General features: G+C 40.8%; 9 protein-coding genes and 1 pseudogene. 4 read left to right on the top strand and 6 right to left on the bottom strand.

Annotated elements, in window-relative coordinates:
* The 3 genes and pseudogenes from B7725_RS10030 to B7725_RS05130 form a co-directional block, all read left to right on the top strand.
* A pseudogene (locus tag B7725_RS10030) lies at nt 1-202 on the top strand (hypothetical protein); the annotation flags it as partial.
* Nucleotides 199-2,124 carry a site-specific DNA-methyltransferase gene (locus B7725_RS05135; protein WP_084874919.1) on the top strand — a complete coding sequence of 642 codons (1,926 nt, stop codon included), beginning with the start codon at nt 199-201 and terminating at the stop codon, nt 2,122-2,124. The pseudogene B7725_RS10030 and the gene B7725_RS05135, both read left to right, overlap by 4 nt.
* Complete coding sequence (locus B7725_RS05130; protein ID WP_084874918.1) at nt 2,124-4,862, top strand: DEAD/DEAH box helicase family protein; 2,739 nt, start codon at nt 2,124-2,126, stop codon at nt 4,860-4,862. The genes B7725_RS05135 and B7725_RS05130 overlap by 1 nt, the downstream gene beginning before the upstream one ends.
* A gap of 362 nt (nt 4,863-5,224) precedes the next feature.
* On the opposite strand, the gene glmS is transcribed toward B7725_RS05130, so the two are convergent.
* Nucleotides 5,225-7,033, bottom strand: coding sequence for a glutamine--fructose-6-phosphate transaminase (isomerizing) (gene glmS / locus B7725_RS05125; RefSeq protein WP_084874916.1), 1,809 nt, complete (start codon nt 7,031-7,033; stop codon nt 5,225-5,227).
* A 215-nt stretch (nt 7,034-7,248) separates the two neighbouring features.
* Between glmS and B7725_RS05120 the strand changes: the two genes are divergently transcribed.
* Nucleotides 7,249-7,662 (top strand): EamA family transporter, encoded by a 414-nt coding sequence (locus B7725_RS05120; RefSeq protein ID WP_084874915.1) that lies wholly within the window; start codon nt 7,249-7,251, stop codon nt 7,660-7,662.
* 38 nt (nt 7,663-7,700) lie between these two features.
* On the opposite strand, the gene B7725_RS05115 is transcribed toward B7725_RS05120, so the two are convergent.
* The 5 genes from B7725_RS05115 to B7725_RS05095 form a co-directional block, all read right to left on the bottom strand.
* Nucleotides 7,701-9,080, bottom strand: a complete 1,380-nt coding sequence (locus tag B7725_RS05115; protein ID WP_084874913.1) for a glycoside hydrolase family 1 protein — start codon at nt 9,078-9,080, stop codon at nt 7,701-7,703.
* A 107-nt stretch (nt 9,081-9,187) separates the two neighbouring features.
* Nucleotides 9,188-11,041: a proline--tRNA ligase gene (locus B7725_RS05110; RefSeq protein ID WP_084874911.1), complete on the bottom strand. Its 1,854-nt coding sequence runs from the start codon at nt 11,039-11,041 to the stop codon at nt 9,188-9,190.
* Between the two features lie 16 nt (nt 11,042-11,057).
* Complete coding sequence (gene rseP, locus B7725_RS05105) at nt 11,058-12,314, bottom strand: RIP metalloprotease RseP (RefSeq protein ID WP_084874910.1); 1,257 nt, start codon at nt 12,312-12,314, stop codon at nt 11,058-11,060.
* 15 nt (nt 12,315-12,329) lie between these two features.
* Nucleotides 12,330-13,133, bottom strand: a complete 804-nt coding sequence (locus B7725_RS05100; protein WP_084874908.1) for a phosphatidate cytidylyltransferase — start codon at nt 13,131-13,133, stop codon at nt 12,330-12,332.
* An 8-nt stretch (nt 13,134-13,141) separates the two neighbouring features.
* Nucleotides 13,142-13,900 (bottom strand): isoprenyl transferase, encoded by a 759-nt coding sequence (locus tag B7725_RS05095; protein ID WP_084874906.1) that lies wholly within the window; start codon nt 13,898-13,900, stop codon nt 13,142-13,144.
* Between the last annotated feature and the right edge of the window lie 172 nt (nt 13,901-14,072).

Genomic DNA, 14,072 nt, shown 5'->3' with positions numbered 1-14,072 from the left:
CACAGCTCACAGCTCACAGCTCACAGCTCACAGCTCACAGCTCACAGCTCACAGCTCACAGCTCACAGCTCACAGCTCACAGCTCACAGCTCACGCTGATTATGTAATCAAGCGTATTTTTTGTCAAGCCCTAAAACAGACTTTTTCACATTTTTGTGAGAAGGTCTTTTCTGTTGTGTATGAAAGTGAGGTGCTTGTATGAGTCAGACATTGGAAACAGTGATTCAGCAGGCACTTCGTGAAGTGGTGGAAAGTTTTAGTGAACGCTATATTGTTGATGGACTTTTGAAGAAGGATGCCATCATAACAGACTTAGACAAGTATACACCTGAATTGGTGGAAAGCATCTTAACAAATGCAATTCTAAATGAAGCATTTACCGAGGATATTGCTGGTGCGACAATTTTGAAAATCAATGATATCATTCAAATGCTTGAAGTTGATGAATATTGGTCAAACTCTTATACGCGTTACACCAATAAAATCGGATTAGCGACAAATAATCACTATTTAGACGAAATGACAGATGTCGTCCTAGATTTTCCTTACAAAGATACTATTTTAAAAGCTGGTATGACTAAAGATGATGTATCGAAGGAAGATGCTGAAGAATCCTTTTTAAATGAGATAGTTGCTCGAGAGGAAATTGATGTTCTTCTAGATAAAAAGATTTTAAAAAATGCAAAGAAATATACTAAAGATGGTGTTTTTGAAGCTTCAGAAATTCAGGATACAGATAATCTAATTATAAAAGGAAATAATCTCCTAGCACTCTATAGTTTGAAAGAACGATTTGCTGGAAAGGTGAAATTGATTTATATTGACCCACCGTACTACTTCCTGAAAACTAAACCGACAGATACGTTTACCTATAATTCTAATTTTAGTTTATCCAGCTGGTTAACCTTCTTAAAGAACAGGCTATCAATCGCTTATCAGCTTTTATCGTATGATGGTTTACTTTTTTTAAGCATGAGTGATGAAGGAACTCACTATCTTAAAGTCATGATGGATGAGATTTTTGGAATTGAAAACTTTATTGCCGATGTTACTTGGGAAGCTAGAAGTTCAGTTTCAAGTGATGGTTTGTTTTCAATGAACAGTAATCATATTTTGGTCTATGCTAAAAATAAAGACGCCATTGATAAAAATGATTTTAGGTTAGCTCTTGATATTGAAACATTTAAGTATGATGATAATGATGGACGAGGTCCATATAGGCTTGAACCATTCGATGCTCCAAATATCCGAAAAAATCTTCAATATGAAATAACCAATCCCAATACCAGAGATATCTACATACCTCCAAAAGGACGATGCTGGAGAACTACAAAAGAGAATTATGAAAGATGGTTGGCTGATAATCGTATTCGATTTGGTGTCAACGGAACATCAAAACCACAACTTAAAGCCTATTATTCAGAAGTAAAAATGGCAGGTAAAGGTAAGGCAAGTAGTTCAATTTGGACAATTCAGCCTAATAGTATTACTTGGAGAGAAACCAATACAAATACTTCTGCAACAAAGCACCAACAGGAGTTATTTGGAGAAGAAGTATTTACTAATCCAAAACCAGAAGAGTTAATTAAACGCGTCTTAGAACTATCTACAAATGAAGGTGATCTTGTCCTTGACTTCTTTATGGGTTCGGGAACTACTGCAGCAGTTGCTCACAAGATGAATCGTCAGTACATCGGTATTGAACAAATGGATTATATTGAAACCGTAGCGGTAGAGAGATTAAAGAAAGTTATTGATGGAGAACAAGGTGGCATTTCTCAAGATGTTGCTTGGTCTGGCGGTGGTTCATTCATTTATGCTGAATTAATGGACAAAAATGCAACCTTTATTGATGCTGTTCTTAACTCTAAACATTCTGATGAATTAAAGGCTATCTTTGACGACATGAAAGCCACACTTGATTTTGATTTCAGAGTGGATTTACAAGAAGTCGACCAATCTATCTGGGATGAAGATTTTGAAATGCAGAAAAAAATTCTTGTGAAGATTATTGACAAAAACCAGCTCTATCACAACTACTCTGAAATTGATGATGAAACCATTAAATCGCAATTATCCCAATCAGATTATGATTTCAATAAGAGTTTTTATGGAGAGAAATGATGGTTAGAAAAGCAAAGAAAAAAGAACTGATCTTTGAACTCTTCGATGAATTGAAACAGCTGGATATGGATATTTTGAACGAACAGCATGGTTGGGAATTACCACAGTATATTGTAGAAAATCTCAAGCATGAACCACGTTCTTATCAGAGTGAAGCTATTCGCTATTTTCATTACACTCAAGCATCAGATACTTTCAAGTTTCGAAAACCAAGACAGCTGATGTTCAATATGGCAACTGGTTCGGGAAAGACTGATTTGATGGCTGGTTTAATCCTCTATCTTTATAAAGAAAAAGGGTATCAAAATTTTCTGTTTACAGTGAATACAAATGGTGTTCTGAATAAGACTATTGATAACCTAACGAGTGCTAAATCTACTAAGTTTCTTTTCAATTCTAACTTAGAAATTAATGGGGAACATATCTTTATCAACCAGATTTCAGGAAGATTTCCAGATTTTCCTAATAAAAATGTAATTAATATTAAATTTGTTTCAATTCAAACATTGACAAATGACCTCTTCACACAGGCAGAAAATATCATGTCATTAAAAGATTACCAGAAGACAAAAATGATTATTCTGGCGGATGAAGCCCATCACTATTCTGCTTCTACGAAAAAGAAAAATAAAGCAGAATTGGAAAAAATCTCATGGGAAAAAAGCCTACTTTCTCTTCTTCATGCACATGCTGATAATCTCTTGCTAGAATTTACCGCAACACTTGATTTTGACGATGAGACCATTTATCAAAAATATCGAGATAAGATTATTTACCGTTATACCTTGGATTCATACATCAAAGAGCGATATTCAAAAAATGTAAGACGCATTCAGACGGGAAATTCCAACGAAGATAACATGCTTAGCACCGTTCTTCTGAGTGAATATCGTCGCAAATTTGCTCTAGAAAAATTTGGGATTGAGATAAAACCAGTCATTCTTTTCAAATCACATAAAATTGATGCTTCCTATGAAGCAAATAATCTATTCAATGAGATGATTGATAGTCTGACTGTAGAAAGTTTAAGGTCGTTCCTTATTTCACAATTGAGAAGTGTATCAGAAGAGCAAAGCCATACTCTACAGCTAGCTTATCAGTATTATCTCGAAAAGGATGATCTTTCAACTGTTGTTCGAGAAATTAAGCGTGGTTTTTCACCAGCTAGAATTCTAAATGCAAATGATTCAGATAGTGGCTCAAAAGGGTTGCTAGAAACAGGACAGTATCAAGCCCTCAATTCGCTTGAATCGCCCAATAATCTGTACCGTGTAGTCTTTGCCGTAGCAAAATTAACAGAAGGTTGGGATGTCCTCAATCTTTACGATATCGTTCGTATTAGCAACTTGGGAAAAATGAATGATAAAAGAGATGCTAAATCAACCAATTCCGAGGCTCAGTTGATCGGACGTGGGGCGCGATACAATCCTTTCTCCTTAAATCAAAAGATTTCTTACCAAAGACGATTTGATGAATCAGATGAAACAGCAAGTCTTTTGTTGGAAACACTACACTACCATACCCTTAATGAGCCACAATACATTAAGAATTTGATGGCATCACTTGATAAGATGAATCTTGCGACTGGGACTGATGAAAAAAATCCTCCAATTGAAATCAAACTGAAACCCTCTTTCAAGAAAACCCAAATCTTTAAAACAGGTAAGCTTTACTATAATGAAACTGAGGAAATTCCTGACAGTCACTATGTAAATTTACGTGCATATGGTATTGAAATTTCTAAGCTAGCCAATGTAACCTATTTAAAATCCACCTATGAAACAGCTTACCTTTCAGCTGAAGCAATAGAGTTAAAAACGTCCCAATTGAGGGGAATTGATATTCGTTATTTTAAAAAATCAATTAGCCGCTCTAACTTTTTCCGATTTGAAAATCTGAAAAGATATCTTCCAAATCTCAAGTCTATGGAAGATTTTTGGGGAGAAAATTGGCTAGATTTGCAAAATCTTACACTCTCTGTCACAACAGAAAAAGAAACCATTGTAGAAGATTTTTCCGCTATGGAAAAGTTGAAAATTGTTGATAACTTTTTTAACCTACTGGCTGCCCAAATAAAGGCAGGTTATCGCAAGGCAAGAGGTACGAACCGCTTTATCGGATATCCAATTACAGAATATCTCGTTGATTATCGCAAACGAATACCTAATTATGATACGGCTAAACAGAGTAGCTCCTTCATCGAACAAAAAGTAGCTAATATTAGTTTTGAAAAATTTGACTTTTTTGCTTACCAATCTGCTATAATCAATAGAAATGAAGAAAATCTAGTTAATGCTATCGCCAATCACATTGATGAACTAAGAGAACAATACGGTGATGTTTTCCTCGTTCGAATGGACGAAAACATGCTAAAGGGGACAGATAAAGTTGAACGATTGAAATTGCACCAATTTGAAGAGAATCCACGGGAAATCAATTTTTCAGGGTTTCAACCAGACTTTATCCTACTTCTTCAAAATAAGGATTACTATCTTCAAATCTTCATTGAACCCAAAGGTGAACAATTGGCAAAAAAAGATAGATGGAAGGAGGAACTTCTTTCATACATCAACGACCATCAAGAAGATTTGATTTTCGAAGATGAAATTGATGGAGTTATCATCAAAGGACTTAAATTCTATAATCAAGAAAATAGTAAACAAACACTCAATCAATTAGCACAGATAGCTCTTGAAAAACCACATTTTGGTGGAAATATTAGGCTGGACTTATTCTAAATATCAAAAAGACGATTTCCGCTTGGATAATCGCCTTTTTTGCTATTTTATCTTGTAGTTGGTATAAGCTGGTATATATTCCCTAGAAAGTATGCTCTATCCCTTGTACCAAAACTGTAGTCCCCATTAATCGGTGTGTAGCTGTCATAGTCTTTCATCTGAATGGAAGTTCTATCTACACTATCAAAAATCGTTCTCTCTGTTCTTTTGATTCCCTCTGAGTTTGGGACTGATCCAGACTAGCATAGCAATAATACTTGATTTCTTTTCAGGATAAATAACTTAGTCATTAATACAGTGCCTCCTTACCCAAGGATACCAAGACAGAGCAAAAAAGCCTAGATCAACTAGACTTTCTTTGTTTATTCTACTGTTACTGACTTAGCAAGGTTACGTGGTTTGTCCACATCAAGGCCACGGTGAAGTGTTGCAAAGTAAGCGACCAATTGCGTTGGTACGACCATTGAGATTGGTGAGAGGTAAGGGTGGACGGTCGTAAGGACGATATCGTCTGTCTCTTTAGCAACATTTTCTTCTGCAATAGTGAGAACCTTAGCACCACGGGCTGCGACCTCTTGGATATTTCCACGAGTGTGGTTGGCAAGAACTGGATCTGACAAGAGAGCCAAGACAGGTGTCCCATCTTCAATCAAGGCAATGGTTCCGTGCTTGAGTTCTCCTGCCGCAAAGCCTTCACATTGGATGTAAGAAATCTCTTTGAGCTTAAGACTGGCTTCCATGGCTACATAGTAGTCTTGACCACGTCCGATGTAAAAGGCGTTGCGAGTGGTTTCAAGAAGCTCACGAACCTTGGCATCAATGGTTTCTTTTTCTGAAAGAGTTGATTCGATAGACTGAGCTACGATTGACAACTCATGAACCAGGTCAAAGGCTTGCGCTTTGGCATTCCCGTTTGCTTCTCCGACTGCTTTTGCAAGGAAGGCAAGGGCTGCGATTTGCGCTGTATAGGCCTTGGTTGACGCCACAGCAATTTCAGGACCCGCGTGAAGAAGCATTGTATGGTTGGCTTCACGTGAAAGAGTTGAGCCTGGTACGTTTGTCACTGTCAAACTCGGAATCCCCATTTCATTAGCCTTAACCAAAACCTGACGGCTGTCAGCTGTTTCACCAGACTGGCTGATAAAGATGAAGAGCGGTTTCTTGCTGAGAAGTGGCATACCGTAGCCCCACTCAGATGAGATTCCAAGTTCTACTGGTGTATCTGTCAATTCTTCCAACATCTTCTTAGAAGCAAATCCTGCGTGGTACGATGTTCCAGCTGCAAGGATGTAGATGCGGTCTGCATCTTGAACAGCCTTGATGATAGCTGGATCTACGACAACTTGACCTGCCTCATCTGTGTAGGCTTGGATGAGTTTACGCATAACCGTTGGCTGCTCATCAATTTCCTTGAGCATGTAGTAAGGGTAAGTTCCCTTACCGATATCTGACAAGTCAAGTTCCGCAGTATAGCTAGTACGTTCACGGCGATTGCCATCATAGTCTTGAACTTCAACGCTATCAGCTTTCACGATAACCAACTCTTGGTCATGGATTTCCATGTATTGGTTGGTCTCACGAATCATAGCCATAGCATCTGAGCAGACCATGTTATAACCTTCCCCAAGACCAATCAAGAGTGGTGATTTGTTCTTAGCGACATAGATGACATCTGGATTTTCAGAGTCAATCAAGGCAAAGGCATAAGAACCACGGATGATGTGAAGGGCTTTTTTGAAGGCTTCTAGAACTGAGAGACCTTCTTCTTCTGCAAATTTCCCAATCAAGTGAACAGCGATTTCCGTATCGGTTTGCCCCTTGAAGTGGTGACCTGCAAGGTATTCTCCCTTGATTTCAAGGTAGTTTTCAATCACCCCATTGTGCACCAAGACAAAACGTCCTGTCTCAGAGCGGTGTGGGTGAGCATTATCCTCAGTTGGTTTTCCGTGAGTCGCCCAACGCGTATGTCCGATACCAGTTGTCCCCTCAACACCTGCTGTCTTGGCAGACAATTCTGCGATACGACCGACAGCCTTAACTAGATGATTTTCAGCACCACCTAGGACAAAAATCCCCGCAGAATCATAGCCACGGTATTCGAGCTTTTCAAGCCCTTGAATCAAAATATCAGTTGCATTTGTGTTTCCAACAACACCAACAATTCCACACATAGTATATACGACACAGACCAGCTGTGCTTTCTCCTTGAATTGGTATAGTCTAATTCTCACTTTACGGAATCAGCAAAAACAGTATATACTTGTTTTTCTCACTTGTCAAGAATAAAAATTGGTATAGTTTTTCTATCTGGTATTTTATCAAGATTTCACTTGATACCTGACAAGTCAGCATCAATTACTTATAATAAAAAGAGGAGGTATTTGCCATGTGGTTTTTCTTCGCACTTTTATCTGCTATCTTTGCAGCCTTAACATCAATTTTAGCCAAGATTGGGATCGAGGGAGTTCCATCCAATCTAGCAACTGCTATTCGTACGGTCGTCGTCATTCTTATGGCCTGGGCCATGGTTTTCTTTACCAATAGTCAGACCGAAATTGTCAACATCAGTAGAAAAAGTTGGCTCTTTCTCATCTTATCTGGTCTAGCCACTGGCGCCTCCTGGCTCTGCTACTACAAGGCCCTACAGATGGGCAATGCGACTGAGGTATCTGCTGTCGATAAATTCAGTCTCGTCATTACCCTCGTTCTAGCCTTTTTCTTCCTACAGGATGTCCTGACGTTTAAAACAGTTATTGGCTGTATCCTGATTACGATTGGGATCTTGGTGATGATATTGTAATAAAAAGTGAGATGAACACCATCTCACTCTTTTTATTCTTAAAATCCATTATGGTCGCTGAGTTCTTTGAACCAATGGCCTGATTTCTTCAGGCGACGTTCCTGTGTTTCCAAGTCAAGTTCAATCAAACCATAACGATTTTTATAGCTGTTGAGCCATGACCAGCAGTCTATAAAGGTCCAAATCAAGTAACCCTTACAGTTGGCCCCGTCTTCAATGGCACGGTGGAGTTCACGCAGATGTCCTTTTATAAAGTCAATACGATAGTCGTCTTGAATCATCCCATCTTGACGGAATTTTTCTTCCCCTTCAACACCCATGCCATTCTCTGTCAGCATCCACTCAATATTACCATAATTTTCCTTGATATTTTGAGCGATATCATAAATCCCCTGCTCGTAGATTTCCCAACCGCGGTGAGGATTGATTTTACGGCCCGGCATGACGTAAGGCTCATAGAAATGCTCTGGCAAAAGCGGGCTATCAGGATGTTTAGCAAAACGTGGAGCCATGACGCGCAAGGGTTGGTAATAGTTGACTCCAAGAAAGTCCACAGTATGCTCCCGAATAAGGTCCAACTCTTCAGCTGTAGAATCTGGCAGCAAATCATGCTCAGACAAGATTTCTACCAACTCCTGTGGATAAGCCCCCAAGACAGACGGATCTAGGAAAGATTGGGCTTGGAAGAGGTCGGCAATGCGAGCAGCCTTGACATCTGCAGGATGCTGGCTACGTGGATAGGCTGGTGTCAAGTTAAGGACAATTCCAATCTTGGAATCAGGCAAAACTTCATGACAGACCTTAACCGCAAGACTGCTAGCCAGTTGCGTATGATAAGCAACCTTAACCGCCGCTTTGGCATCTACCTTGTGAGGATAGTGGGCATCGTAAAAATAGCCAAATTCTACAGGAACGATGGGTTCATTGAAGGTGATCCATTGGTCCACCAAGTCACCATAAGTCTCAAAACAAAAACGAGCATAGTCTTCATAAGTCTTGACGGTTGTCTTATTTTCCCAACCATCCCCATCTTCTTGGAGGGCAAAAGGCAGGTCAAAGTGATAGAGATTGACTAAGAGACGAATCCCCTTGGCCTTAATCGCTTCAAAGACCTGACGGTAGAAAACCACACCTTGTGGATTGACTTCTCCACGGCCCTGTGGGAAAATACGAGACCACTGGATAGAAGTTCGGAAGGCTGTATGCCCAGTCTCTACCAAAAGCTCAATATCCTTTTCCCAGTTTTCATAGAAAGTTGATGTTTTGTCAGGTCCAATCCCATTGTAGTAGCGATTTGGCTCTACTTGGAACCAATAATCCCAGAGATTGTCTCCCTTTCCGTCACCAGGTACACGACCTTCTGTCTGTGGTCCAGAAGTAGAGGAACCCCAGACAAAATCCTTTGGAAATTTTAACATTATTATACCTCTTAACTTGATTATGTATTTATTCACTCTCATTATATAGAAAAAACAAGGTAAAAACTAGTTACATTTTTGCCTTGTTTTTCTTCTGATTATAGTTTTTATTTCTTGCTTAGGATTTCAAGGGTTTCGAGCAAGTTGTCTGCGTGAACTTCGATGGTGTCACCAGTCGCCTTAATCTTAACTTCTACGATGCCATCGGCTGCTTTCTTCCCAACAGTGATACGGATTGGCAGACCAATCAAGTCACTATCGCTAAACTTCACTCCGACACGTTCGTTACGGTCGTCTGTCAAGACTTCGTAACCAGCATCCATCAAGTTAGCTTCAAGTTTATCTGTCAAGGCTTGTGCTTCTTCGTCTTTGACATTGACAGTGATCAGGTGCACATCAAATGGTGCCAATTCTTTAGGGAAGTTAACTCCCCAAGCATAACGATATTCCCCTTTAGGCGTTTTGTTGACAAAGAGTCGAGCATGTTGCTCCATAACCGCTGAAAGGAGACGACTAACACCGATACCGTAGCAGCCCATGATGATTGGGATCGCACGTCCATTTTCGTCCAAGACATCCGCACCCATGCTTGCTGAGTAGCGAGTTCCGAGTTTGAAAATATGACCGATCTCGATACCACGCGCGAAGTTAAGAACACCTTGTCCGTCTGGTGAAATTTCACCCTCACGAACTTCGCGGATATCCACGTATTCTGCAGTAAAGTCACGACCTGGGTTCACACCCGTCAAGTGGTAGCCATCTTCGTTAGCCCCCACAACAGCATTGCGAACATCTTGCACCTTACGGTCTGCAATGATTTTCACATTTTCTGGCAAACCAACTGGACCAAGTGAACCAAAGCCAGCTGGGATAACATTTGCTACTTCTTCCTCGCTCGCAACATCAAAGAAATCTGCACCCAAGTGGTTCTTCAACTTGACTTCATTGAGTTGGTCATTTCCAACTAGAAGGGCTGCAACAAGCTCACCATCTGCCATGTAGAAGAGGGTTTTGATTGTTTGTTCTTCTGGGACATTTAGGAAGGCTGCGACTTCGTCAATAGATTTAACACCTGGTGTTTCCACGCGAGTTACTTCTTCTTCCGCAACGACACGGTTGCTTGGTTTGTACTCGTTTGTTGCCATTTCTAAGTTAGCTGCATAGCTAGACTCACTTGAGTAGGCAATGGTGTCTTCACCAGAAACCATCCATTTGAGCAATTCTGCCTTGATTTCTTCTTGCACTTCTGCAGGAATTTCGTCAAATGAGGCAACTGACTTGTCCAAGACAACCCAGCGGTCAAGGTCTGTACGAGCAGGAGTGATGGCCATAAATTCTTGGCTATCCTTACCACCCATGGCACCACCGTCACCGATGATAGCCTTGAAATCCAAACCACTACGAGTGAAAATTCGTTCATAGGCCGCCTTGTACTCGTCATAAGTCACATCCAAACTATCGTAATTAGCATGGAAACTATATCCATCTTTCATGATAAATTCACGCGTACGGAGAAGTCCGTTACGTGGACGTTTTTCATCACGGTATTTCGGTTGGATTTGGTAAAGGTTGAGTGGCAATTGCTTGTAAGATTTCACAGAGTCACGAACAATAGCCGTAAAAGTTTCTTCGTGTGTCGGACCTAGGATAAAGTCTGACTTTTCACGGTTTTTCAGTTTATAAAGGTCTTCACCATAGGTTTCATAACGACCTGATTCGCGCCAAAGATCGGCACTGAGAAGGGCAGGAGCCAACATTTCCACCGCACCAATCTTATCAAACTCTTGGCGCATGATGTTCTTAGCCTTTTCAATCACACGGTTAGCGAGTGGTAGGTAAGAATAAACACCAGCAGAAACTTGACGAACATAACCAGCACGCAACATAAGGGCGTGGCTGATAACTTGAGCATCACTTGGCATTTCGCGAAGCGTAGGGATTAGCATTTTACTTTGTTTCATAATATTCCTCGATTATCTAAAAGAAGAGTCGCATAATGTCATTCCAGGTCACAGCTAGCATCAAGGCAACCATGATAACTACACCAGCCATGGTGACATAGGTTTCAATTTCTTGTTTAAGGGGTTTCCGGCGGATAGCCTCTAGGATATTGAGCACAATCTTTCCACCATCCAAAGCTGGGATAGGGATCAAGTTAAAAATCCCGATATTGATGGAAATCATAGCTAAGAAGTAAAGGACATTCTCAAGACCATTTTTAGCAGCATCGCTACTTGCCTTAAAAATAGCAACGGGACCACCGAGTTTGTTCAAATCTGGATGGAAAATCAAGTTTTTCAGAGCCGAAAGGATACGGAGCCCTGAGTCAGCAGCAGTTGTAAATCCACCAACAAACATGGATAGAAAGTCTGACTTGACTCCCGGTTGAACCCCGAGAATGTAACGCCCTTGATTCTCTTCTGGAGTCACCGTGACTTGTTTTTCGCTACCATTTTCAGAAATGGTCACATCTAAGGTCGGGGCGGTCTTGTCCTTGGTATCTGCTTCCACAGCCTGGGTCAAGTCTTGCCAATTCTTAACCTCATGCGAGCCGATCTTGGTAATTTGGGCGGTCTCAGCTACACCTACCTTAGCCAAAGCTCCCTCAGGCATGACATGAAAGAGATTGGTTTGAGTATCTCTAACACCGCCTTGCAAAAAGATCAGGATCCAAAAAACAACAACTCCTAAGATAAAGTTATTCATAGGACCTGCAAAGTTGGTGATGAGCTTGCCCCAGATAGAAGCATTTTGATACTGTACATCCAGAGGGGCAATGCGCACTTCGGTTCCGTCTTCTTCAACAACCGTCGCATCATGATCCACTGCAAAAATCTTTTCTTCTTCCAAGACCAAGCCTTTAATGAAGAGCTTGTCTTCAAAGTCAAACTGGGTTACCTGCATAGGGAGAGCTGTTTGATCCAGTTTCTTCCCAGATAGATTGATCCGTTTGACCTTACCATCCTCTGCAAGTGTTAAACTGACCGGAGTTCCTGTCTTAATCTCCGTCGCATCGTCACCCCAACCAGCCATACGAACATACCCTCCTAAAGGAAGGATCCGAATGGTATAAGCAGTACCGTCCTTACCGATATGGGCAAAAATCTTAGGGCCCATACCAATAGCAAACTCACGGACTAAAATGCCTGATTTCTTGGCAAAATAAAAATGTCCAAACTCATGCACCACCACGATAATCCCAAAAACCAGGATAAAGGTTAGCAATCCAATCATTCAATCTTCCTTTCTTTAAAACAGGCCAAATAAGTGCATCATTGGAAATACAATCAGCATGCTGTCAAAGCGATCCAACACACCGCCATGTCCAGGGATAAATTTTCCAGAATCCTTGACACCAAAATGGCGTTTCATGGCACTCTCAATCAAGTCACCAAACTGGCCTGCCACACTGAAGAAGGCGGCAAAAAGACTCATCCTATAAATTCCATAGGGAAGAGCAACTGTACTGTCCACTAGCATGAAGAGTACTGTTATCAATACCGCACCTAGAATACCCCCAACAAAGCCCTCAATACTCTTATTAGGAGAAACTCTCGGGGCTAACTTATGCTTGCCAAAATTCACCCCCGTCAGATAAGCTGCACTATCTGTCGCCCAAACGATAAAGAGAGCCAGAAGAACCTTATCAAATCCAGCTATACGAGCATCTAGTAAGGCATTGAAGCCAAAACCAACATAAAAACTCACAGCAATCGGAAAGGCGGCATCTTCAATCGTATAGCTTTTACTGAAAACGGTCGTCCCTAACATAATTGTAATCAAAACACTGTAGGCAACTACATTGCCATCAACCGGCAAAAAAGTTAGGTAATTTTCTAAGGGGATTGTGAGGGCAAAGGTTGCAAGGAGGGTCAAGGTGCCCTCAATGGTCATAGTCTTTAGTCCCTTCATGTGCAGGAGCTCATGGACGCCTAGCATTGCTAACAAGCCAATCCCTATCTGCAACAGGAGCCCGCCAACAAACAAGACGGGAAGGAAGATAACCAGAGCCAGTCCAGCAAATAGTGTTCTCTCTTGTAAATCCTTGGTCATATTTTCTCCTAAACTCCTCCAAATCGGCGATGACGACGATTATAGGCAAGAATTGCTTCCTGTAAAGCTTCCTCGTCAAAATCAGGCCACAAGGTATCCGTAAAATAGAGCTCACTATAGGCTCCCTGCCATGGAAGAAAATTGCTCAAGCGTAATTCTCCACTGGTACGAATAATCAAGTCCGGATCTCGCACATCCTTAGGCAAATGTTGGGTGAAGAGATAGTTGCCAATCAATTCCTCTGTGATATCACCCGGATTGATTTTCGCATCTAAAACATCCTGAGAAATCAGCTTAACAGCCTGTGTAATCTCAGCACGTCCACCATAGTTAAGGGCAAAATTGAGAATCAAACCCGTATTGTTCTTAGTCAATTCCTCTGCTTTTGTCAAAGCTTCAAAAGTCGGCTTAGGCAGACGGTCCGTCTCACCAATCATCTGAATTTTAACATTATTTGCATGCAATTCAGGAACATAGTTGTCATAAAACTCGACTGGCAAGTTCATGATAAACTTGACTTCCTGATTCGGACGAGTCCAATTTTCCGTAGAAAAAGCATAGACCGTAATAACCTTAACGCCCAGTTTGTTGGCTGCCTTGGTCACCTTTTGAAGGGATTCCATCCCTGCCTTGTGTCCGAAAACCCGTGGTTGCATGCGTCTCTTAGCCCAGCGACCATTCCCATCCATGATGATGCCAATATGATTAGGAACCTGTATTGGAACCTCTACTTCTGCAGCTTTATCTTTCTTAAAAAATCCAAACATGATCTTATTCCTATTCAAAAATCTATCGTTTTATTATACCATACTTCCCTATTTTCTTCTATTGCTAAGTTACTATCATTACTTGTAAGTAACAAAAAATAAGCCGCCTGATTGGGCGACTTAGTTTTATAGGGAGATTATTATGAAAAAGTTTTAGGAGTTTAAGTTAAGT

The sequence above is a fragment of the Streptococcus oralis subsp. tigurinus genome (assembly GCF_002096275.1).
Classification (GTDB): Bacteria; Bacillota; Bacilli; order Lactobacillales; family Streptococcaceae; genus Streptococcus; species Streptococcus oralis_CN.
This window is presented reverse-complemented; position numbering and strand designations above follow the sequence as displayed.